The organism is Psychrobacillus sp. Z3-81 (genome assembly GCF_056620325.1).
In genome coordinates this window covers 1-21884 of record NZ_JBWQPU010000008.1, presented here as the reverse complement: position 1 = coordinate 21884, position 21884 = coordinate 1, and the positions used below count along the sequence as shown (strand labels likewise).

General features: G+C 38.7%; 22 protein-coding genes, 1 pseudogene and 1 other annotated feature. Of the genes and pseudogenes, 7 read left to right on the top strand and 16 right to left on the bottom strand.

Annotated features, from left to right (window positions below):
* Positions 1–81 precede the first annotated feature (81 nt).
* From AC1ECF_RS10150 to AC1ECF_RS10130, 5 genes are all read right to left on the bottom strand, one after another.
* Positions 82–519, bottom strand: a complete 438-nt coding sequence (locus AC1ECF_RS10150; RefSeq protein ID WP_480389299.1) for a GNAT family N-acetyltransferase — start codon at positions 517–519, stop codon at positions 82–84.
* A 12-nt stretch (positions 520–531) separates the two neighbouring features.
* Positions 532–993, bottom strand: a complete 462-nt coding sequence (locus AC1ECF_RS10145) for a low molecular weight protein-tyrosine-phosphatase (protein ID WP_480389298.1) — start codon at positions 991–993, stop codon at positions 532–534.
* A 29-nt stretch (positions 994–1022) separates the two neighbouring features.
* The gene (locus tag AC1ECF_RS10140) at positions 1023–1391 is read right to left on the bottom strand and encodes a hypothetical protein (RefSeq protein WP_480389297.1); all 369 of its coding nucleotides are present in this window, start codon (positions 1389–1391) and stop codon (positions 1023–1025) included.
* Positions 1388–1597 carry a helix-turn-helix transcriptional regulator gene (locus AC1ECF_RS10135; RefSeq protein ID WP_480389296.1) on the bottom strand — a complete coding sequence of 70 codons (210 nt, stop codon included), beginning with the start codon at positions 1595–1597 and terminating at the stop codon, positions 1388–1390. The genes AC1ECF_RS10140 and AC1ECF_RS10135 overlap by 4 nt, the downstream gene beginning before the upstream one ends.
* Positions 1598–1706: 109 nt before the next feature.
* Positions 1707–1922, bottom strand: coding sequence for a hypothetical protein (locus AC1ECF_RS10130; protein ID WP_480389295.1), 216 nt, complete (start codon positions 1920–1922; stop codon positions 1707–1709).
* Positions 1923–1998: 76 nt separating this feature from the next.
* On the opposite strand from AC1ECF_RS10130, the gene AC1ECF_RS10125 reads away from it, so the two are divergent.
* Positions 1999–2397: an NUDIX hydrolase gene (locus tag AC1ECF_RS10125; RefSeq protein WP_480389294.1), complete on the top strand. Its 399-nt coding sequence runs from the start codon at positions 1999–2001 to the stop codon at positions 2395–2397.
* 104 nt (positions 2398–2501) lie between these two features.
* Here AC1ECF_RS10125 and AC1ECF_RS10120 read toward each other — a convergent pair whose 3' ends face one another.
* Complete coding sequence (locus AC1ECF_RS10120) at positions 2502–2837, bottom strand: HAAS signaling domain-containing protein (protein WP_480389293.1); 336 nt, start codon at positions 2835–2837, stop codon at positions 2502–2504.
* A 307-nt stretch (positions 2838–3144) separates the two neighbouring features.
* Between AC1ECF_RS10120 and AC1ECF_RS10115 the strand changes: the two genes are divergently transcribed.
* Positions 3145–3621, top strand: coding sequence for a VanZ family protein (locus AC1ECF_RS10115; RefSeq protein WP_480389292.1), 477 nt, complete (start codon positions 3145–3147; stop codon positions 3619–3621).
* A 59-nt stretch (positions 3622–3680) separates the two neighbouring features.
* On the opposite strand, the gene AC1ECF_RS10110 is transcribed toward AC1ECF_RS10115, so the two are convergent.
* The 3 genes from AC1ECF_RS10110 to AC1ECF_RS10100 form a co-directional block, all read right to left on the bottom strand.
* Positions 3681–4691: a DUF4179 domain-containing protein gene (locus tag AC1ECF_RS10110; protein WP_480389291.1), complete on the bottom strand. Its 1011-nt coding sequence runs from the start codon at positions 4689–4691 to the stop codon at positions 3681–3683.
* Positions 4688–5218 (bottom strand): sigma-70 family RNA polymerase sigma factor, encoded by a 531-nt coding sequence (locus tag AC1ECF_RS10105; RefSeq protein ID WP_480389290.1) that lies wholly within the window; start codon positions 5216–5218, stop codon positions 4688–4690. Before AC1ECF_RS10105 ends, AC1ECF_RS10110 begins: the two co-directional genes overlap by 4 nt.
* Before the next feature lie 146 nt (positions 5219–5364).
* A complete protein-coding gene (locus AC1ECF_RS10100) occupies positions 5365–5871 on the bottom strand; it encodes a GNAT family N-acetyltransferase (protein WP_480389289.1) in 507 nt (168 codons plus the stop codon).
* 146 nt (positions 5872–6017) lie between these two features.
* Here AC1ECF_RS10100 and AC1ECF_RS10095 point away from each other — a divergent pair, with 146 nt between their 5' ends.
* Positions 6018–6875, top strand: a complete 858-nt coding sequence (locus AC1ECF_RS10095) for a DegV family protein (protein ID WP_480389288.1) — start codon at positions 6018–6020, stop codon at positions 6873–6875.
* A gap of 41 nt (positions 6876–6916) precedes the next feature.
* Here AC1ECF_RS10095 and thrS read toward each other — a convergent pair whose 3' ends face one another.
* The 5 genes from thrS to AC1ECF_RS10070 form a co-directional block, all read right to left on the bottom strand.
* Entirely contained in the window at positions 6917–8113 is a 1197-nt protein-coding gene (gene thrS / locus AC1ECF_RS10090) for a threonine--tRNA ligase (RefSeq protein WP_480389287.1), read from the bottom strand.
* 49 nt (positions 8114–8162) lie between these two features.
* Positions 8163–8386 (bottom strand) — a binding site (T-box leader).
* Between the two features lie 289 nt (positions 8387–8675).
* Positions 8676–10022: a CoA-disulfide reductase gene (locus AC1ECF_RS10085; RefSeq protein ID WP_480389286.1), complete on the bottom strand. Its 1347-nt coding sequence runs from the start codon at positions 10020–10022 to the stop codon at positions 8676–8678.
* 143 nt (positions 10023–10165) lie between these two features.
* Positions 10166–12205, bottom strand: a complete 2040-nt coding sequence (locus tag AC1ECF_RS10080; RefSeq protein ID WP_480389448.1) for a catalase — start codon at positions 12203–12205, stop codon at positions 10166–10168.
* Between the two features lie 136 nt (positions 12206–12341).
* Positions 12342–13121, bottom strand: coding sequence for an enoyl-ACP reductase FabI (gene fabI, locus AC1ECF_RS10075; protein ID WP_480389285.1), 780 nt, complete (start codon positions 13119–13121; stop codon positions 12342–12344).
* Between the two features lie 490 nt (positions 13122–13611).
* The gene (locus AC1ECF_RS10070; RefSeq protein WP_480389284.1) at positions 13612–14529 is read right to left on the bottom strand and encodes a MerR family transcriptional regulator; all 918 of its coding nucleotides are present in this window, start codon (positions 14527–14529) and stop codon (positions 13612–13614) included.
* A 385-nt stretch (positions 14530–14914) separates the two neighbouring features.
* Between AC1ECF_RS10070 and AC1ECF_RS10065 the strand changes: the two genes are divergently transcribed.
* The 4 genes from AC1ECF_RS10065 (at position 14915) to AC1ECF_RS10050 (ending at position 19347) form a co-directional block, all read left to right on the top strand.
* Entirely contained in the window at positions 14915–16219 is a 1305-nt protein-coding gene (locus AC1ECF_RS10065; RefSeq protein WP_480389283.1) for a globin-coupled sensor protein, read from the top strand.
* Positions 16220–16244: 25 nt separating this feature from the next.
* Entirely contained in the window at positions 16245–17315 is a 1071-nt protein-coding gene (locus AC1ECF_RS10060; protein ID WP_480389282.1) for an ABC transporter permease, read from the top strand.
* Between the two features lie 4 nt (positions 17316–17319).
* Positions 17320–18030 (top strand): ABC transporter ATP-binding protein, encoded by a 711-nt coding sequence (locus tag AC1ECF_RS10055; protein ID WP_480389281.1) that lies wholly within the window; start codon positions 17320–17322, stop codon positions 18028–18030.
* A 153-nt stretch (positions 18031–18183) separates the two neighbouring features.
* Positions 18184–19347, top strand: coding sequence for an aminotransferase class I/II-fold pyridoxal phosphate-dependent enzyme (locus AC1ECF_RS10050; RefSeq protein WP_480389447.1), 1164 nt, complete (start codon positions 18184–18186; stop codon positions 19345–19347).
* A gap of 280 nt (positions 19348–19627) precedes the next feature.
* On the opposite strand, the gene AC1ECF_RS10045 is transcribed toward AC1ECF_RS10050, so the two are convergent.
* Together AC1ECF_RS10045 and AC1ECF_RS10040 are read right to left on the bottom strand one after the other, a co-directional pair.
* The gene (locus AC1ECF_RS10045) at positions 19628–21277 is read right to left on the bottom strand and encodes a diguanylate cyclase domain-containing protein (protein WP_480389280.1); all 1650 of its coding nucleotides are present in this window, start codon (positions 21275–21277) and stop codon (positions 19628–19630) included.
* A 77-nt stretch (positions 21278–21354) separates the two neighbouring features.
* Positions 21355–21645 (bottom strand): annotated as a pseudogene (locus tag AC1ECF_RS10040) (MATE family efflux transporter); the annotation flags it as partial.
* Between the last annotated feature and the right edge of the window lie 239 nt (positions 21646–21884).

The following is a 21884-nucleotide window of genomic DNA, read 5'->3' as shown; positions in this document are numbered from 1 at the left end:
GTTTTCATACTGTGCTATTATACATTACAGGTATAGGTGGAGGCAAAGTAAATACAGTAACTTCCATTATTTCATAGACAATTAAAGCGCTTTTTCCAAAACGATTTTATGCTTGCCTTTGTCACTCACAAAGGTTTCAACTACATCAAATCCTGTCTTAATATTTAATAGTAGCATTTCTCTACGCACGTTTCGTGAAATAGTTCTCACCTTTTGATACCCCAGTTCTTTAATTAATTCATGCTGTCGGGCCATCAATTCTTTTGCAATACCTTGTCCACGGTAAGCAGTATGAACCCCGCCTAACCAACTGTAGAATATATCCCTTGAGTACGGATAGCCTATTTTAAAGCCTACTACTTCCTCTCCAGACTTCGCTACAAAGACTAGTAGCTGGTCCTTAGCTTGAAGCTTTTGAACAGGTAGCTCGGATGCATCAAATACATGTTTATGAAGAGCTAGAATACCTTTTAGCGTTTCCGAATCTGGCAAACCTTGAAAATAGCTGTACTCAATCACAAAATCCCCACCTTATAAATGTTCTCTTTTTATTTTATCTAATAATGCTTTACAACCCTCCACAACTAAATCATACGTTTCCTGAAAATCACCTGTGTAATACGGATCCGGAACATCTTTTTTATGATGAGTCAAATCTAAAAAACGAAGAATTTTGGGATGATCCGGCTGCCCGAGCATTTGACGTATATCCCGAATATTGCTTTTATCCATTCCAACTATATAATCGAATTGTTCAAAGTCCTCTGCTTGAAGCTGACGTCCCTTCAACCCTTTGGTAGAGATATTATACTCCATCAGCTTTGAAGTCGTCCCCTTATGCGGCGGATCGCCAATGTGCCAAGCGCTAGTGGCTGCGGAGTCAACAGATATTGAATCTAGCAAACCTTCCTTTTGAATCATGTCCTTTAAAACAGCTTCAGCCATTGGAGAACGACAAATGTTCCCTAGGCATACAAATAACACATTTATCATGTATATTACCTTCCTTTAAAATAATTTCATTACACCCTTTTAGTGATGACAGCTCCCATAGCTACTACAAAATAGAGAAGCATCATATATACGATAAGAATTTCTACTGCTATCGCTTTAATTTCCATTATATATAAGACTAATAAGACGACTCCACTTCCAAGCAGAAGGGCATACAGCACCCAAGTAAAATACTTTTGCAATAGATGCACAGTCCTCTCATCAGCCTCTGGTATATTTCTAGTTTTTCGGTTTGAGTATAGGACAAATATTAAAAACCCTACAAGTGCACCAATGGAAATAGGAATAAGCAGTTGAGATTCTCCCGTGTAGTAGCTTCCAAGTAATGCTCCCCCAATTATACAAGCAACGATAAATCCATAGACTGTTTTTTTCATTCTTTCTCCTCCAAGTAAAATAATTCCCCTATATCCACTTCAAAGTATTTCACAAGCTTTAGAGCAAGCTCTAAGCTTGGATTATATTTGTGATTTTCGATAGCTGTAATAGTTTGTCTTGTAATTTGGAGATCTTCTGCCATTTTCACTTGTGTTATACCTTTTTGCATTCGAATTTTCTTAATATGATTGATAACCTTGGTCATTTGAACCTCCGGGATGTAAATATATCTTTACATATAATTATAGGAGACTACTCTAGTTATGTAAAGAATTCTTTACATCCAATATCCATGTTCTTCATTTATTGGACTTTCACCAAAAAGCCAAGGATGACCTTGATAGAACGAGTTGGTTGGAGTGACAGCTTGTGACTCCTTGAGAATCAGCATTTTTTTCAACGATAGCAGCATAAGAGAAGTACCTCATACCAAAATCCAATTGTTTCGAGGTCTCGTAAAGGAAGGAAAACAAAAACGTCACATCGTTTGATAGCTTTTCCTGACCAACATCCTGTTGTTCAGAAGCCATGCCACCAGGCTCAACCCTAACATATGTTTTATTGAGTCTTTTATTGCTATACTATAGGGAAAAAAGGTGGAGAGTAATGCGAGATCGAAGCGGTACGATCATATTGCAAGATGGAAAAGTTGCAGTAATTAAAAGAACAAGGTCCGGAAAAGTGTACTATGTCTTCCCAGGAGGAGGAATAGAGGAGAATGAAACGCCAGAAGAAGCAGCTATTCGTGAGACACAAGAGGAGCTTGGGGTTACTGTGGAAATCGATAGCCTCTTACATACCTTTCCCTATAACGGCTTTCAATATTATTTCCTTGCCACTATGAAAGCAGGAGAATTTGGGACTGGTAAGGGAGAAGAATATCTAAATCCGACATTAGATAAAGGAACCTATGAACCAATGTGGATATCTATTTCAGACATTTCTAATTACGATCTCCGACCAAAGGAATTAGTAAAAATCATAATGGAAAACTGTACAAGCTGAGTATTAATAGACAGTTTGAATGCTTATCACTTGGAGATTTGATTCTCCTTAAATAACAAAAGTTAAAGGAGATGTTCCAGATACAGAGAACATCTCCTTTTATGTCAGCTCCATCGGAATGCTCGTTCCAAAGCTGCCATTGTTACTTTTTCAACAGCTGAAGTGATTTTATTCGTCAGATCATGTTCATTAATCGTCATGTGTATATGAAGAGGAGATGCTTCAGGCTGAATCATTTCTTCCTCGCTATATGCCTTCAACAATTCTTCAGCAATATACTCTGCAGGACCTAATGAATCCATTATTTCTTGGTCATTTTTCCCCTCTTTTCTACCTGCGAAAAAATAATGATGAAAATCTCTCATTACACGGTTCCTTTCAGGGGCGTTAAGTCTAGATAACGCTTTTTCTAACTGTTGCAAGTATAACTCTACACTCATCTTCAACTCTCCTTTTTTACACGGTACTGTTTAATATACAATAGCATAACGCTATTGTATTATGCAAGGTACTAGATAAAAAATATTTAAATTATTCAGATATTCGTTTGTGGTGGAGGAATTGTTTAGTGGAAATAAAAAGGAAATATTTTTAATATCCAGCGATTCACTTCCCGTTTGACCCAGATAACTTGCGATTGCCTTTTATTTACTTGCGCATGAAGAAACTGGTTGCTCACACTAGAGATACATACCGATACTTATTTATCCCTACATTTATGCGAAACAAAGCTGTATTATTAGATATATGAAAAGACTAATACCACTTATCTGTTTATTAATCATTGTTTTTATTTCTTCTGGTCAATCGGCTGAGCAGCAGTCTTTGGAGATGCTTTTGCAAAAAGGGCTTCCAGATAAGCCGCTTGCTGGATTTCTTTCTCATTTCTCCATTCCCTATTGGGGTACTCAAGTATCTATAGAAGAAAGAGGCTATTATGCCTTTGTAGAATTTTTAATTCGAAAAGGGACTCACTTTGTTTTCTTCGGTATTCTCAGCTTGGCTGTATATTATGCTTTACCTAAATGGAAATATCGCAAAGGAATCACTATCATCATCTTATTCTTTTTGGCCATAGCAGATGAATTCCGTCAATCTATGACTCCAGGGAGAACTGCTAGTATGCAGGATGTATTGCTGGATACCAGTGGAGCCGCAACAGCTATGCTGATCATTTTCTTTATCAGTTGGAGAAAAAAACAAACTAAAATTGAAAAAGAATAGACAAAATGAACGTATACTTAAAATATACGTTCATTTTATCACCTTAGACTATTCAGTGATTATTCATTTTCCAGTAACGGTACTACTAGTTTTAATTCTGTCATTTCCTCTCTTTCCCCTTCCTTATTCGTACGCAGGGGAACAAAAGTCAATGAAGTTGGGATTACATCAAAAGGCGGCAATGTAAGAACGATTTGATGACCATAGTTTCCTGGAACCATGCCCTGCTGTAAAGTCAGACCGTCATATCTTCGCCCTTCTGAATCCTGCACATAATATTCAAATGCTGGCCATTTATCATTTTCATTCAACTCCAACGGATAATCTGCACTCAAATCTATCCTTGTAGCTAGAGGTGTAAATATCACCTTTTCAGTTTTCAACGTATATAGTCCATCATCTGTCGTAGCAGATACCTCTGGATAAAAAGCAGAAACCTCTGCAGATACTTTTTGGAGGTCAAAGGATACTTCTAAATTAGTCTCATATCCAAATAAATCCTCACCATGAACTGTTACTTCTATTTCATCACCATATTGGTCATAGTTAGCAAACGTCAATTGACGATGCTCAATAACGGTATGTGAGTCTATATCATCTTGTCCTCCTTGCCCACTTGCTACTTGAACAGGCTGGCCATTGATCGTGACATATCCAAAGCTATTTACTCCACTCATATCAAGCTCCTTATCCCCTGTATAGATGACAGAGACCATTAGGCGAGAACCGTCATAGGCTGCCTCTTTTACTGTCATCGTTATCCCGTTTTGACTGTCACTTTTATTAATCAAGGTAGCTAAATTATCTCGTTCCACCTTTTCCGAGGCAATATCTCTAAAATCTTTGTAAATAGAGCCGATGAGTGGAATATTGTTCAAAGCTTCCGCCATACCTGTAGAGACGAAGCCTGAGCCAAGCAGCGAAAGACATAGACCACATGCCACTAAGAAGGAACGCTTAATGGTATTTCGTGTCTTTCTTTTTTTCTTCGCCTGCAACATTGCCTTTTTTTCTCTTGCCTTTAACTGATCTATAGGGATGATGATATTTTCGTTAGTTTGACCGCTCATAGCATATAGTCCTCCTTTAAAATGGGTCTAAGCTCTTTCTTAGCTCTATTTAAGTGAGATTTAACAGTTCCTTCAGGGTAATTCATGATCTCGGCAATTTCCTTAATAGATAAATAATGATAATATCTCAACAATATAATGGTCTTCGCTGATGGATTTAAAGTTTTGAGGGCTTCTGAAACATCCATTGAAGTTGTGATTGCATCGTTTTTCTCTGGCGCAATTAATCGAGCAAACATCTCCTCATCCTCTGTTGTAAAATGTCGAGATTCTTTTCGAATAAAATCAATGGACTTAAAAACAATCATTTTCGTAATCCAGCTTGAAAAGCTTTCTGCCTTCTTCAATTTTTTAATAGAAATATAGGCTGTATAGATCGTTTCCTGATAGACATCTAAAGCATCCTGTTCATTTTTCACATAAGAATAAGCTGTTCTGTACAGCTTTTCACGAACCGAACTAATCAACTCTTCGAATGCTTCGTCATTTCCCTTCTTTGCTTTATGTACTAATTTTACTACATCCATTTCTACTCCCCTTTCTGTTATGTATTAAAGTCGAATGTAGAACAAGATTGGTTGCAAAATACACAAAATCATTCCTATGTAAAAAACAGAATCACAAATTTATGATTCTGTCTCTAGTCATTTTGCAAGCATCCTCGCCACTTAGGTTATCTGATTCTCAACACCATATGCTGTTCATCGTAATATTGATTTCCTACCTTCAGCGCTCTTTTTTCTTCTCCAAAAACCTCAAATCCTAGACTTTTATAGAGATTCTTTGCTATTTCATTGCTTGTGACGACTGATAAATTAATTTGTTCAATTTCTTCATTCTCCTTCGCATGCTCTATCGCTCTTAACAAAAGAGCCTTTCCTGCACCCGTTCCACGGGCGGAAGGCGTTACATACATAGCAAATATATTGGCTCGATGCTTCATCTTCTGGAAGGATTCTTGAACAAGCGTCACATTGCCTATTAGCCTATCATCTATAAATGCCCCGAAATTATAGTTACCTTCGGTCTGAAATTTAACTTTTACTCTCTCAATTGGTTCTTTTTGCTGAATAGCCTCCTCATAGCTGCTTCCAAATGCTTCCGGATTCTGTTGTAGTGCTTCCAGCCTTAATTCCCAATATGTCGCTGCATCTTGCACTTCTAATAACCGTATCTTCATGGTCAATCCCTCCAAAATTTGTTCAAATTATGTTCAAATTATGTTTCAGACTCCGAAATTTCGACAAAACATGACAAGTAACACTATGACTTCGAACATTTCTGTTATACATTGCGGATAAGACTATTCTACACCGAGGTGACATAATGACAACTAATGCCAAAAAAATTGCTTGGATCACTGATACTGCAGCATTATTAGACGAAGAGTTCATCACTAAACACCAAATTCATGTCTTACCCTTAAATATTATTTTTGAAGAAAAAGCTTATCGCGAAACAATCGACCTTACTAGTGATGAGTTTTATCATAAATTGAGAACTGCCAAAGTTCACCCTAAAACCTCCCAGCCACCCATCGGAGAGATGGTGAAGCTTTACGAGGATTTAAAGGCACAAGGCTATGATTGCGCAATAGCAATTCACGTATCTAGTGATCTATCAGGAACATTTCATAGTTCCCAAACAGCATCTAAACTAGCAAACTTCCCGGTATATGCTATAGATTCGAAGATAGGCTCTTATCCTATGGTGAAAATGCTAGAGACTGGTCAAAGCATGATAGAAAAGGGAAGCTCTATGGAGGAAGTGCTCTCTACATTGGAGGGTATGACACGTAACTCAGAGCTTTCCTTTATTCCATCCAGCCTTTCACAGCTCCATAAAAGTGGTCGTGTTTCAGGAACAGCTGCTTTTCTAAGTAATCTACTAAATATCAAGCTTGTCATCTCCTTTGATAACGGAAAGGTTGTCATGAAGGAAAAGGTCCGTTCAACCAAACGAGCGAAAAACTATGTAACGGATCTACTTAGAAAAGACATGGAAATAGCCAAAGTACCTGAGGTGGCTGTGATTAACTGCAACAACTTAAAAGATGCTCAAGCTTGGAAAGAAGAATTGCAAGCTGAGCTTCCAGAGCTAAACGTAATTGTCATACCCCTAAGCGCTTGTGTCGGCGTTCATGCCGGAGAAGGAACTATAGGACTTAGCTGGGTACGTTATTGAGGTAAGGGAGCTTGTGTTTCATAAGCTCCCTATCTTTTTACCTATAATTCATCCTTTAAAAGTAGAAGAAATTCATGTAACCCCATCTCTCCTATACTCCCCTCCTTATGCTTTCGCACAGAAACCACATTCTTTTCTACTTCTTGGTCCCCAATAATCAGCATATACGGGTGCTTTTGAAGAGCTGCCTCCCTTATTTTCAGTCCAATTTTTTCTACACGATCATCCATTTCTACACGATAACCTTTATCCTCCAGCTGCTGCTTAATCTCTCTAGCATAGTTGATTTGGTGGTCTGAAATCGGTAGTAGTTTTACCTGTACAGGAGCGAGCCAAAGTGGAAAGCTTCCTTGATAATGCTCTAAAAGAATCGCCATGAACCGTTCAATAGAGCCGTAAATTGCCCTATGAATCATGATTGGCTGTTTTAATTCATTATGCTCATCTACGTACTTACAGTCAAACTTTTCTGGCATTTGAAAATCTAGCTGTATTGTTCCACATTGCCAGCTTCTTCCCACCGAGTCGTAGATATGAAAGTCAATCTTCGGTCCATAAAAGGCTCCATCTCCTTCATTTACTTGATACTCCACATGTCGTTGTTGCAAAACGTTTTCTAATGCCTGCTCTGCTTGATTCCAATTATCTAATGATCCCATGTAATCTTCAGGTCGTGTAGACAACTCAACTTTGTAGCTAAAACCAAATGCTGAATAGAACTCATCCACTAACTCTAGTACCTTTGCGATTTCCTCTTCTATTTGACTCTCTAGTACAAAGAGATGTGCATCATCCTGAGTAAAAGCACGGACTCTCAGCAATCCATTCAATGACCCGGACAGCTCATGGCGGTGAACCAGACCAAGCTCTGCATAACGAAGTGGCAACTCACGATAACCTCTTCGCTTACTGTTAAAAATCAGCACTGCACCAGGGCAATTCATAGGTTTGATCGCATACTTTTGGTCATCCACATCTGAAAAGTACATATTTTTATGGTAATGATCCCAATGCCCTGATTTCTCCCACAACTCCTGTTTCATCATAATCGGTGTTTTTATCTCCTGGTAGCCCGCTTTCCTATGCTTTTCTTTCCAAAAACTCTCTAATTGATTTCGCAAAACCATCCCATTTGGAAGATAAAACGGCATTCCTGGTGCCTCTTCCATAGACATAAATAATTCTAATTGTTGGCCTAGCTTTTGATGACTTAGCCTTTCCTCTGCTTTTACTGACATTGTTAATTCCTCCCGATTTATGAATAATAAAAGACCACACTCATCCCGTACAAGGGACGAATGTGGTCGTGGTTCCACCCTAATTTTGCAGCATAATGAAGGCTGCACTCAAGTAAGATAACGGTTTCCCGGTTACAGATAATCGCCAGTAAGCTTTCCCTGCAACTGCTCCAAGGTGGTAAGTTAGTCTACTTTCCTCAGGGATTTCAGCCTGTGTCCCTGGTCTCTGTAAAGAAAAGTATGATTTACTCATATCCTTATCGTTGCATTTCATATTTACATAAAAAAAGACCACACCCATCCCATATAAGGGACGAATGTGGTCGTGGTTCCACCCTAATTTCGCAGCGTAAAGTAGCTGCACTCAAATAAGATAACGGTTTCCCGATTACGGTTATCATTTTCCCGTAATAGCTCCAAGGTGGTAAATCACTCTTATTTCTGAAGGGCTTTCAGCCGATGACCCTGTTCTCTTTCCAGAAAGCGAAGAAATGATTCTTGTCCTTTTCCTTGCTGATTATGTCCAATTAAATTTTTTATAGTATATGCCATTATGTTAAATTTAGTCAATACTTAAATTTTTTGATTCCTTTCTAGCCAATTGCTGAAGGGGGTCCCAAACACCATTGAAAGGCGGAGAATAAGAAAGGTCCATATCAACTAAATCGTACAAGGACATTTCATGAAATAAAGCCATTGCTAGCACGTCTGTCCTTTTATCAACACCATTACCGCCAATGATTTGCCCTCCCAGTAGGAGCTTAGATTCCTTCTGACAGAGTAGCTTGATTTGCATCAATTCCTTCCCAGGATAATAACCAGCTATGTCATTTGCTTGTAAGGTATACACTTCGTAAGCAATACCTATTCGTTCTGCCTCTTTTTCAGATAATCCCGTTCTTCCCAGGTTTAAATCACAAAATTTCATAATGGATGTACCAAGCACTCCCTTAAACTCCTTACTTACTCCTATCATATTCAACCCTGCTAGTCTTCCTTGCTTATTAGCGGTAGTGCCTAGTGGTATATAGTCATTTAAATGCTTGATTCTGTGGTAATGAGTAGCACAGTCTCCAGCAGCAAATATATCGGTAATATTTGTTTCCAAGAATGGATTAACAATAATTGCTCCATTCGAATGTAGCGTAATGCCTGTATCCTTTAAAAAGCCTGTGTTAGGCTTTACTCCAACGGCTACCAGCACCATGTCTGTATCGTATTCCCCTTTGTCCGTTACTACCTTTTCCACTCTTTTATTTCCTTGAAAGGCTTCTACTTCTTCCTCTAATATAACCTCTATTTTATTCTTGATAGCCTCTTGATAAACAAACTCTGCCATATCAGAATCAAAGATATCCGCAAGCTGGTCTCCACGCTGTATAATGCGGACCTTTTTCCCTGCGCTCACAAAGTTCTCTGCCATTTCTAATCCTACATATCCACCACCAATAATGGTAACCTGCTTTACTAATTCTAAATCCTTTATAATGGCTTCCGCACTCGGGATTGTTTTAATCGTATGTACACCCTCAAGCTGGTAGCCACTCCAATGGGGAATTACTGGCCTTGCCCCTGTTGCAATTAACAATCGATCATAAGAGTATTCAAAGCTCTCTCCTGTAAGTAAATTTGTCCCTTCAACGGTCTTCTTATCAGGATTTACGCCTGTCACCTTATGTCTAACCCTTGCATCTATTCCATATTTCTCTCGAAAAGTTTCTACCGTTCTGGCAATTAAGTCCCCGGTATCTGGAATAAGACCACCTACTACGTATGGTAGACCACACTGTCCATAAGAATAGATTTGGCCTCTTTCAAGTGTAGTAATTTCCGCCGTAGGATCATTACGGACAATTTCCATTGCCGCACTCATTCCTGCTGCATCCCCACCAATAATTACATATCGCACATGATTACCCCCATTCCTTATTCATTATTCTCCCATTGTTAAAATGAATATACTTGAACACCTCGCCTAACCCAAAAGGGTGCCCAAAAGTAATAACTTTGGACACCCTATTCCTATCTCTTTGTTTAGCAATCTATTTCTTTCTATACCGCTCTATCCCAGAAGCGGTGCTTCGCTATCGCTTGGATAAAAGTATCTACAAAGGTAATTCCTTTTTCGCTCGTAAATACACCCACTTGTCCATCTAAATGAAGATCTGTTATGACTTGATCTCCGCTAAAGGAGGAGCCTATCGGCTTGTAGTGAGTATACGCCTCTTGAATGAATAGCATGGCTTGCTTCTTAAACATCGGGGTCATTCCCTTATCACTAACGATATAGACAGCATCAAACAACACAGAATCTGCCGTAAGGAAAGTATGGTCAACTTCTAGTGTAGAGCCACCCACACCTTTAACTGTACCAGCATGATCACTTACTACCTCTGGCATTGTTCCTTTTGCTTTGAGTCCGTCTAATACCTCCAATAACCCTTCATCGAATCCATCCCCTACTAAGACTGCTATTTTTCTAGTATCTGGCTTCATCACAGTATTTAACTGACTTAATGCTGGAGAGGTTTTCGTATTGGATTTTTCAACAGTGCCTTGTACCACAAGACCTAAATTTTCTGCCACCTTACTAGCAAGATCAAAGTCTATATTTGCAATCATTTCAATTACTTGAACTCTTATAGACTTTTCCTTACACTTTCCTAGCTCGAAGCTAAATGCCTCTATGATATGCTCTTTCTCCGGCTTACTCATACTATTCCAGAACAAAGTCGCTTGGGAGAAATGATCTTTAAAGCTTTCGCTTCTTGCCCTTACCTTGCGAGCATCTATTTTTTCTTGGTAGTGTGTGTAACCGCCCTCTTCAGCACTTACTGGTGTAGGCGTATTCCCTGCTAGGGAGTTTTTATGGTAGCTTACTCGTCCTACATTAATCGTCTGTCTACCAAATCCGTCTCTTTGGTTGTTATGGAAAGGACAAACCGGACGGTTAATCGGGATTTCATGGAAGTTAGGGCCCCCAAGACGGAGAAGCTGTGTATCTGTGTAAGAGAACAATCTACCTTGCAGTAGCGGATCGTTAGTAAAATCAATACCAGGTACTACGTGCCCTGGATGAAATGCTACTTGCTCCGTTTCTGCGAACACATTGTCCACATTTCGATTTAATGTCATTTTCCCAATAATTTTCACCGGCACATCTTCCTCCGGCCATATTTTCGTAGGGTCTAGAAGATCGAAATCAAATGCGAACTCGTCCTCTTCTGCGATTAGCTGTACACCTAATTCATATTCTGGAAAGTCTCCATTCTCAATCGATTCATATAGATCTCGTCTATGGAAGTCAGGATCCTTTCCGTTTATCTTCTGTGCTTCATCCCAAACAACAGAATGTGTTCCTAAGAGAGGCTTCCAATGGAATTTCACAAAGTGAGACTTTCCTTCTTCATTTACAAAACGGAAGGTGTTCACACCAAAGCCCTCCATCATACGGAAGCTACGAGGGATTGCACGGTCTGACATCGCCCACATAATCATATGCGCTGTTTCCTGATTATTGGCCACAAAATCCCAGAATGTATCATGCGCGGATGCAGCCTGTGGTATTTCGTTATGCGGCTCTGGTTTAAGGGCATGAATTAAATCTGGAAACTTGATAGCGTCTTGTATAAAGAAAACCGGTATGTTATTTCCTACTAAGTCATAGTTCCCTTCCTCCGTGTAAAACTTTGTTGCAAAGCCACGAGCATCGCGTGCCAGCTCTCCTGAGCCTCTAGATCCAGCTACCGTGGAAAATCTAACGAAAACTGGCGTTTTAGAACCTGGATTTTGCAAGAACTTTGCTTTCGTATATGGCTTCATCGACTCATAAACCTCGAATACTCCATGAGCTGCAAAGCCTCTTGCATGAACGATTCTCTCAGGTATACGCTCATGGTCGAAGTGCGTCATTTTTTCACGAAAATGAAAATCCTCCATCAAGGTTGGACCTCGCTCCCCAGCCTTCAAGGAGAATTCATCCTCTGAAACCTTCAATCCTTGGTTCGTTGTCATCGCCTGATCCTTATCAACGACTCTAAATTTCTCTAACTGTTCATTTTTGCTATTTTCATTTACATGCTTGTCCACTATATATACCTCCTACAGAATCATTTGTTGTTCAAATACCCTCCTCCGTACTCCTAAAACTTTTTTTATCATAATTCCAAGAAATAGCTCTCTTAAATAGAAAAAGCCATCCTCTAAGCAATAGAGGACAGCCAATACTTTAACCCATAATATGATATCCAGAATCTACATACACAATTTCTCCAGTGACTCCTCGTGATAAATGTCCGAGCAGACCAACTGTCATGTCTCCAACTTCTTCTTGTGTAACATTTCTTTTTAATGGAGAGGTTTCTTCAATCTTCTTCAGAATTGTATTAAACGAAGGAACTCCTTTAGCAGCCAATGTTCTAACAGCACCAGCAGAAATAGCATTCACTCGGATATTCTGCTTACCCAAGTCAAAAGCTAAATATTTTACCGCTGATTCTAATGCGGCTTTAGCCACTCCCATTACATTATAGCCTTCTAGTACTCTTTCTGCTCCAAGGTAGCTCATTGTAACAATGGAGCCACCCTCTGTCATGAACGGTGCCGCCTCTCGTGCTGTTGCTATTAAAGAATAAGCACTTGTATCTTGAGCAAACGCATAGCCTTCTCTGCTCGTTTGTACAAAGTCTCCCTTTAAATCCTCTGCATGGGCAAAGGCAACAGAATGAACAACTCCGTGGATGACCCCAACTTCTGCCCCAATTTTTTCAAAGGCAGCTTTCATACTTTCATCACTATTCACATCACACTCAACCACTAAGACATCTCCAAGCTCGTGATCCTTCACTAGCTTTTCTATTTTTCCCAGAGATCTTTCTTTACGGTATGTAAAAATAACGTTTGCCCCAACCCCAACAAGAGATTTCGCGACTCCCCATGCAAGGCTGCGCTCGTTTGCTACACCCATCACCACTATATTTTTATCCTTTAACTGAATAAGATCCTTCATCATGAATCCCCCTATTTTCATACCTGTTATTAGCACCTGTTACTAATTTAATCATACCACATTTTTTCTAATATTCTACTATCTTTTTACCCCCACTAAGAACTGTACAGGTATCAATAGCCGCTTTAACATACATAGAGGAAATAACCGGATTACTCATTCTCCGTAAGTCAGTATTCAATTGATCTAGAGATGTAATACCATAGATAATAAAAAGTAGTTGCGATAAATAAAAATTAGCACTTACGATGCTATCATAAGTGCTAATCTATTCTGGAGACTCAGGTTCTCTTTTCCATTTGACGCTTTTGCCAACAGGATGTTGGTCAGGAAAACGTTGTCACACGAAGTAACGTTCTTAGTTTTCCCTCCCTAAAATAAGCCAGCACCCAACCCTTACGCGTGTTGTCGTACTGTCTTGCCTACCACCTTGCTCCCGCAGGAGTCGCAAAGGTCCCTCTAAAAATGACTTTTCAGAACGGCCCTTAGCTCATAAATATTTCTTTCTATTCTCTAATACTTCCTCCATAGAGTTGGCCAAACGGATATGCTTCAAATTCTTACAAGCAAAGTATTGTATGGCTCCAGCCCCACCAATATAAAATTCAATATGCGGGTGCTGTTCTGCAAACTGATCCAAACCAGCTAACAGCTTGGGATTCCTTTCGAATGGAATAGTAGTAGTTGCAGATAGAAGGACAAGCTGAGGCTTGATTTTTTCTACCATCGATTCTATAGAACCAGGAGCAGGAGACGCTCCAATTAGAATCGATTTCCAGCCCTTCATCATAAATTGTAGCAATAGGATATGAATGGGAACCTCATGCTCCTCATGTGGTAGGCAGCTACCAATCACTATGGGAGCATCATCTCGATATTTAAAATTGCGTCTAATCTGCACTAAATAATCCCGGACCACCATACTGGATACAGCCTCTTGGTATTCATCCCATTCATCCTTTTCCCACCTATTTCCCACTTCGATGAGAAATGGCTGTACTACCTGAGCTAAAAAATCCTCTAAGCCATATCGATGATAAGCCTGTTGCAGAATATAATTTAATTCTATTTCATTGCAGGTAGTTCCCTTTTCTAGAAGACGAAGAACATAGTCATTAAAGTCTGGCAACGACTTAGCAGAAACAGTTTCAGCTTGCACGTCCCTTTCAGGAGGTTCCTCCTCCACAAGCATGGCAGCTTGCTTCAGCGAATAGCCCTGTTCTGATAAAGCCTTTACCTTTAAAAGCTTTCGGATATCTTCTTCGCTATATATTCTATAACCATTTTCCAGCCTCTTAGGATGAACAAGATTATAGCGTTCTTCCCATTTCCGTATTACCTGCTTGGACAAGCCTGTAACGTTAGACACCTGCTGTATATTATAATTGCCACTTGAGCCCGCTTGCATAAATGCCCATCCTTTCAGCACCAACTAGGTGTATATTCCAAAATGAATCATTCTCCAAAACATTATACAACTATTTGACAATTATAGAAAGAAAAACTGACTTATTCAAGTATAACTACTACATATAACTTAACTTTTTACCCGAATATTTCTTGTAGCACTTATTAATCCAATATGTAAAATTACTCTTTCTTTCCTTTATCCTTGATATCCAAGCCCTCTCCCCTGGCTGTATATTCACCATTTTATTTACCGCTCCCTTGCCTTCCCTAAAAGGATATACAAACAATCTATTTTAACTTTATACAAACATTTGACAATAATTCTACACCATGCTAATAATATAAAGAAGAATATAAATTTTTTAACAAAAGGGGAATGGAAAGTGTCGCTTTTATTCAGAAGATGGATGCAAGAAGAAAACGAACTGCAAACAAACAAGAATGATAAGGAACCGGTTATTGAACTTAGCAAATATCCTGAGCTCCAATTACAAATGAGCCTGATTGGTCTAACGAAAGAGGATTTCCACTACATTCAAACGTTTCAGCCATATGTGGAAAAGGGTATCGACGACATTGTGTCTGTTTTCTACGAAAGAGTATTAGCTGTCCCCTCTTTAAAAAGAATCATTGAGGAAAGAACCAAAATTGAGCGTTTAAAACAAACTGTCGGTGCCTATATGATTGACATGTTTAGTGGAAATGTCACAGAACAAACTATTGAGAAAAAAAGAAAGATTGCCCAAATGCATTTTAAAATTGGGCTAGAGCCTAAGTGGTATATGGGAACCTTCCACCAAATCCAACATATAATTATTTCTTTAATTAACAAAGAAGTTACCAGCTTTCGTTTGAAGGAGAAGACAATCCAAACTGTCTCCAAGCTCATTAACTTTGAAATGCAAATAGTATTAGAAGAATACGAAAAGGAAAATGAAAAGCTTAGGAAGCAGCAATATGATCTAGTAAAAGCAGAGCTGAAAAGCAATATCTCTGCTATATGCGAAAACCTTGCAAGCCTTACAGAAGAAACAACGACTACTATCAAGCAAGTAGAGATAAATGCTTCTACCATTAGAGAAACAGTTAAACAAAATCTTTTAAGAGGTAAAGGAATTCAGGCTGATGCCACTGACGGTACTAAGTTAATTGAACACTTACAGCTTCAAATGGAGGCAGTTTCATCCAACACTGATTCGATGGTTGATATGATTGGCGACCTTCAGCAATCCTCTCAGGAGATTTCTCAAATTATTAGCCTTGTAAAGCAAATAGCAGAGCAAACAAATCTATTAGCCTTAAACGCTTCTATAGAGGCTGCTAGGGCAGGTGAACATGGAAAAGGCTTTGCTGTAGTAGCCCAAGAGGTAAGAAAGCTAGCAGAACAGTCTAAAAGCTCTGTTAGTCAAATTACCAACTTAGTTCATAATTCCACAAAACTAACCAATGATGCCGGAACCACTATTACTTTTATGAAGAGGAGTGTAGAAGTCGGGCTAGAAAGCTCAAAAGAAACAAATAAAAGATTCAATCAAATTTTCAGCTCTATAGAAGAAAATAATACCTATATAGATGAGATAGAAGGAAAAATCACAGAGCTTGTTCAAGTCATCAATAGCATTTCAACAGATACGAATAATGTGGCTTTTACTGCTGATGAGCTGTATCAAACTGCCATTCAGCTTTAAATAAATTATATGGATGTGAGCCTTTATGTTTTTAGCATGGAATGAAATCAAGAAGAACAAGTTACGATTTATTTTAATTATTGGAGTCCTAATGCTAGTAGCCTACTTAGTCTTTTTCTTGTCCGGTCTAGCCACCGGTTTAGCAAATTTGAATCGAGAAGCCGTGGATAAATGGAATGCCACCGCTATTATTCTTACAGAAGAATCCGATAAGAGTCTACCGCAATCCTCTTTCTCCAAAGAAGAAACAGCTAATGTAGAAGCAAATGAATTAGCTGTGCTCGGGCAGATAAACGCCATTGCCTCCAATGGGGATTCCAAACAGAATGTAGCTATTTTCGGAATAGACAAGGAAGAATTTATTATGCCTAACGTTACAGATGGAGAAGAGTTCACTAAGGAGAACGAAGTAATAGCAAGTGACTCCTTAAAGGATGAAGGATTTTCTATTGGTGATGAATTAGAGTTAGCAACCTCGGACGAAGTATTAACCATAGTCGGTTTTACAGACAGCTCTCGTTTCAATGCTGCACCTGTTTTGTATACAGATTTAGTTACGCTGCAAAAGGTTAAGTTTGGTGAAGGAGCTGATGCAAACAAGGATATGATTAATGGCATTGTTGTGTCAGATGAAAGCTTCTCGACTGTTTCTACCCCTAATGAGGAATTAAAAATTATCGAGATTGAAAGCTTTATCGAAAGTCTTCCCGGTTATACAGAACAGTCTCTCACTTTGAATTTTATGATTTACTTTTTATTTGCGATTTCCTCCATTATTGTTGCCATCTTTTTGTACGTACTTACCGTACAAAAAATTAGTATGTTCGGTGTTATGAAGGCACAAGGGATATCGAATACTTACCTATCCATCTCTGTCATAGCACAAACGTTTTTACTAGCCTTCATCGGAGTGACAATTGGGTTTGGCTTAACTATTTTGACAGGAAAATTCCTTCCAAACGAAGTCCCAGTTTCTTTTGACTTCGGAACAATGATCTTATATGGAGTGGTATTAGTTATTGTTGCAATTCTTGGAGCTGTATTTTCTGTATTAACCATTGTGAAAGTAGATCCCTTAAAAGCGATAGGAGGTTAACAGCATGGCAATTTTAAAATTAGAGGGTGTCCAAAAAACCTTTGGCACCGGTCACAAAAAAGTAGAGGCATTGAAGGAGACTCATTTTACCGCAAATAAAGGGGAGCTCATTGCCGTAATTGGGCCCTCTGGTTCTGGCAAGAGTACCTTTCTCACCATAGCAGGAGGGCTTCAAACTCCTTCGGAGGGGGAAATCATTATAAACGGTCATAACTTATCACAGTTAAATGAAAAGAAGCGGTCGAAAATTCGGCTTAAGGAAATCGGCTTTATTCTACAAGCCTCCAACTTGGTTCCATTCCTTACTGTTGATAACCAGATGAAGCTTTTAGATCGTGTGAAGAATGAGAATATGAATAAGAGCGAATTAAAAAAGCTTTACGATAACCTTGGAATTACTGAGCTAAGAAAGAAGTACCCTTCTGATTTATCCGGGGGAGAGCGTCAAAGGGTGGCCATTGCAAAGGCATTATATAGCAAGCCTTCCATCCTGTTAGCGGATGAGCCAACAGCCTCTCTTGATTCGGAAAGAGCATATGAGGTTATGAAGCTACTAAAAAAAGAAACAGAAAATAACCAAACTACAACTATTGTCGTTACGCATGATACTCGACTCATCGACTTTTGCGACAAAGTATTTGTCATGAGAGATGGAGTCTTAAAAGAAGAAACAAAGAAGAAAATTGAAAAAGAGGACCCTCTAGCCACCCAATAATATGATGACCTGCCAATATAAAGTAGATGGCAGGTCATTTTTTTATTCTTTTAATATATTTATCACAAAATTGATAGTTTTTATGCTAATATGGTACATAAAAATTCGGTTGGAATAGGAGTGACTAGGTTGATTATTAAGCCTTCCCTTAAAATGAGTCGATTTGAGCCTGCTATCTTTGGAGATTTAAAAGCTGCAGCTGCCAGGAAAAAAGCTGCTGGATATGATATATATGATTTAAGCTTAGGAAGTCCAGATATACCACCCACAGAGGAAATAAGAAAGGTGCTTTCCGAACAGAGCTATTTAGAAACATCCTATGGCTACACACTATCTGGAACAAGTAGATTTTATGAGGCAGTTGCCAATTACTATAAACGATGCTATCAAATTGAACTTAATCCACAAACAGAAATCGTTCAAACGATGGGCTCACAGGAAGGCTTAGTACATCTTCCAATAGCCTTTTGTGATGAAGGAGACATTATTCTCACTACCAACCCCGGCTATGTAGCGTACGATGCTGGGATAAAGCTAGCCGGAGCCACTCCTTATTTTATGAATCTAGTTGAAGAAAATGGTTATTTACCAGACCTAGCGGCTATCCCAGAAGAGATCGCCTTGAAAGCAAAGCTTTTGATCTTAAATCTTCCGGGAAATCCGGTTCCTGCAATGCCGAATCGAGAGTTTTTTGAGCAAGTAGTAGCCTTTGCAAAGACATATAATATTATTGTGTTACATGATGCGGCATACTCTGAATTTTATTTTAACGGAGACGGCCCTTTCAGCTTTCTCTCTACGCCGGGAGCAATGGAAGTAGGGATGGAGATTAACTCCCTTTCTAAAAGCTTTAGTTTAGCAGGCGCAAGAATCGCTTATATTGCCGGGAATGCAGAAATGATCAGTATTATGAAGCAGCTGAAATCTAACCTAGATTTCGGTATATACGCACCTATACAAGAAGCTGGGATTGTTGCATTGAATAATGCAGAGGCTATTACCGATAAACTAAGAGAAACCTTTGCAGCTAGGCATCATGTGCTGATGACCGGCTTGAGAGACTTAGGCTGGACAGTTGCACCTTCAGAAGGCGGCATGTTCGTTTGGGCTAAGTATCCTTACTCTCTAAACGATAAAGATTTTGCTTTCGAGGTAATTAAACAAGCAGGTGTTGTTCTGGTTCCTGGGACTGTATTCGGTTCTGCTGGTGAAGGACATGTACGAATAGCATTAGTTCAAGATATTCCAATACTTCAAAAAGCTTTGGAACAGCTAAGTAAGCTTCAAATTAGAGATACAGAGCTTTCACCGATTTAACCTCTTTCTCGAAGAGCTGACTCTCTAAGTCTTTAAGTAAAGTGAGATCTAATTCAACAAACCACAGCTTTACAGACAATGGGGTCGTCTGAAAAGTCATTCTGAGACGGCACTTTCGCAACGAGGATGGTGGCACTTTGATACGATCGCCACAGGAGGAATAATACATAGTAGATATCTATTAAAGAAGGAAGGGGTGTCCCATAAGCTTTCACTTATAGGACACCCCCTTTGTTTGTTACTATTCGTTCGAGCGGAATGCCTCCATATAGCATATTTATTATGCATAATAAATTTGATACACATTTTTCCCTGCATTTTTAGCTTCGTACATAGCCTCGTCTGCCATTTTTAATATCTCGGTGGACGAAAGATTTTCTTCCTCTGCTACGGCAATGCCTATGCTCGTAGTGATCGTATGTGTGTCTCCACCTATTTCCCAAGGAGCACCGATGGAACTCACAATCTGTTCCACTAAATCCTCTAGCTCCGCTCTCTCCATTTGCTCAACACATATAATAAATTCATCGCCGCCAAGTCTTGCAACTAGTCCTCGTTCTGGTGCGATTTCTTTAAGTCTTTTCCCAAATTCTAAGATGACAGAATCACCAGCCTCATGCCCATATGTATCATTAATAGATTTAAAGTCATCGATATCTAACAAGATGACAGCATAATTGATTCCCTCTTTTTCTTTTCTTCCAATCATTTCCGTTAATTTATCCTGCAAGTATCTTCTATTTGCTAGACCTGTCAACGAGTCATGATAGGCAAAATACTGCAACTGATCTTCATTTTTCTTTTGAGAGGTGATGTCACGGATTACAAGGACCATATGTCGAAATATATGTTGCTCATTGAACACAGGAGTTCCTGTCAATTCAGTCCAAATCCACCCTTTGTCCCTATGTTTCAACTGTAGCTGCATGCTATATGGCTTCCCATCTTTAATGGAGGATGCAAATTCAGTTTCTACCTTCTCTTTATACTGAGGATGAACATTAATAGGGAGATACCTATTTCTTATTTCATCTTCAGTCAAATCTAACATTTTTTTACTAGATGGAGAGATATATAGACATTCCTTTTGGTCGTTCATTAACACAATTACCTCTTGAACATTTTCTGCTATTACTCGAAAGTTCTTCTCTACTTCGATGTATTGGTCTGCTAGCTTGTCCATTTCACGCATATCTTTTACCATCACAAAAAAGCCAAGTATTCTATTGGAACTTTTAATAGGCACAAATTGTATAAGTGACCCAATTTTTTCATTCCTGGAATTCACAAAATTAAATCGAAAGCTCTTGGTTGGTTTATGAAAGGTATCCTTGAAAAACGAATATGCATCCTCTCTATCTTCTTTGTCTATGTAATTAAAAAAGAAAGAACCGAGCAGATTTTTCTTCATATAACCAGATAGCTGACTTGCCATCTCATTTACATTCTGAATAAAACCAGCTAAATCTATAGTAAAAATGGCATCCGGATTATTCTCATACAAGGAAAGTTGTTGAAGATGTTTTTCCTCCAACAGTTTATGTGTCTTTTTTTCTTCTGTAATATCCTTCGCTATTCCGACTACATACCTACAGCTTCCATCTTGTTCTATAATAGGTGTCAATCTTGTTTCTGTATATTGATGCTTTTTGCCCTTTGAATCATAAATAACAGACTGAAATGAAATTATTTCTTTTTGTATAAAGGCTTTTTTATATTGTCTTTCTAATTCCTCGGAAAGTTCTTGTGAGAATAATTCACGAAAGGTTTTATTGATAGGATTTACTTGTGAATGAAAACGGGAGAGAACAGCACTATTCATAAATTGATAGCGAAATTGGTTATCGTCATCCATTTGGACAACAAATACCATATCCTGAATTCCTTCCATTAATATCTGCATAAATGGTAAATTAGGAGATTCATTCATCCTTTCACCCCCTGCTTGTCTATGATTTAATTTAAACATAATGCCCTAGTATTGGAAATAGAAAAAAGAGCCTAGACTTATAGCGTCCGGCTCTCTATTTGACCTATTTTTTCGGTTTGATTTTCAATTAATGAGTATCGTTCCCACTTTCTGCTCCTCCACCGGAAGAACATGATAATTCCGCGAGCCCATATCCCTATAAGACCCATATACAGCACGAAGACAAAGAAATAGCCTAAAGGTAGACTCATCATAACCATGGACAACGCACCCATTGCTACTGGGAAACTAGCATCTCCTGTAGCTCGCAAAGAATTTATGATTACTATATTTAATGTTCTTCCTGTTTCCAACAGAAAGCTTATTAAATGAAATAGACTTAACTTTTCTCCCAAACCTTTATTCTTACGTACATTCAAATTTATTCTTTCTTCTCTATTTTTTTCATATCAGATGAAATTCTAACACAGAAGAAGTTATTCTACTATAAAGTGAAACTTTGATTGATGGGGGTTTTCTTTCATCCCCATCAATCATTAGTTGAACCAATCGGGCTTTTAGGGACAGTTGATCTCCCACTTAGCTGTCTCATTTCTTTTGCCATCTT

What these genes read in the sequence shown, in the direction of transcription:
- AC1ECF_RS10125 (WP_480389294.1), top strand. Translation starts at nt 1,999, where the DNA reads ATGCGAGATCGAAGCGGTACGATCATATTGCAAGATGGAAAAGTTGCA.
- AC1ECF_RS10120 (WP_480389293.1), bottom strand. Translation starts at nt 2,837, where the DNA reads ATGAGTGTAGAGTTATACTTGCAACAGTTAGAAAAAGCGTTATCTAGA.
- AC1ECF_RS10060 (WP_480389282.1), top strand. Translation starts at nt 16,245, where the DNA reads ATGTTTTTAGCATGGAATGAAATCAAGAAGAACAAGTTACGATTTATT.
- AC1ECF_RS10115 (WP_480389292.1), top strand. Translation starts at nt 3,145, where the DNA reads ATGAAAAGACTAATACCACTTATCTGTTTATTAATCATTGTTTTTATT.
- AC1ECF_RS10055 (WP_480389281.1), top strand. Translation starts at nt 17,320, where the DNA reads ATGGCAATTTTAAAATTAGAGGGTGTCCAAAAAACCTTTGGCACCGGT.
- AC1ECF_RS10140 (WP_480389297.1), bottom strand. Translation starts at nt 1,391, where the DNA reads ATGAAAAAAACAGTCTATGGATTTATCGTTGCTTGTATAATTGGGGGA.
- AC1ECF_RS10130 (WP_480389295.1), bottom strand. Translation starts at nt 1,922, where the DNA reads ATGGCTTCTGAACAACAGGATGTTGGTCAGGAAAAGCTATCAAACGAT.
- fabI (WP_480389285.1), bottom strand. Translation starts at nt 13,121, where the DNA reads ATGAAGGATCTTATTCAGTTAAAGGATAAAAATATAGTGGTGATGGGT.
- AC1ECF_RS10095 (WP_480389288.1), top strand. Translation starts at nt 6,018, where the DNA reads ATGACAACTAATGCCAAAAAAATTGCTTGGATCACTGATACTGCAGCA.
- thrS (WP_480389287.1), bottom strand. Translation starts at nt 8,113, where the DNA reads ATGTCAGTAAAAGCAGAGGAAAGGCTAAGTCATCAAAAGCTAGGCCAA.
- AC1ECF_RS10105 (WP_480389290.1), bottom strand. Translation starts at nt 5,218, where the DNA reads ATGGATGTAGTAAAATTAGTACATAAAGCAAAGAAGGGAAATGACGAA.
- AC1ECF_RS10050 (WP_480389447.1), top strand. Translation starts at nt 18,184, where the DNA reads ATGAGTCGATTTGAGCCTGCTATCTTTGGAGATTTAAAAGCTGCAGCT.
- AC1ECF_RS10045 (WP_480389280.1), bottom strand. Translation starts at nt 21,277, where the DNA reads ATGAATGAATCTCCTAATTTACCATTTATGCAGATATTAATGGAAGGA.
- AC1ECF_RS10145 (WP_480389298.1), bottom strand. Translation starts at nt 993, where the DNA reads ATGATAAATGTGTTATTTGTATGCCTAGGGAACATTTGTCGTTCTCCA.
- AC1ECF_RS10070 (WP_480389284.1), bottom strand. Translation starts at nt 14,529, where the DNA reads ATGCAAGCGGGCTCAAGTGGCAATTATAATATACAGCAGGTGTCTAAC.
- AC1ECF_RS10110 (WP_480389291.1), bottom strand. Translation starts at nt 4,691, where the DNA reads ATGAGCGGTCAAACTAACGAAAATATCATCATCCCTATAGATCAGTTA.
- AC1ECF_RS10135 (WP_480389296.1), bottom strand. Translation starts at nt 1,597, where the DNA reads ATGACCAAGGTTATCAATCATATTAAGAAAATTCGAATGCAAAAAGGT.
- AC1ECF_RS10100 (WP_480389289.1), bottom strand. Translation starts at nt 5,871, where the DNA reads ATGAAGATACGGTTATTAGAAGTGCAAGATGCAGCGACATATTGGGAA.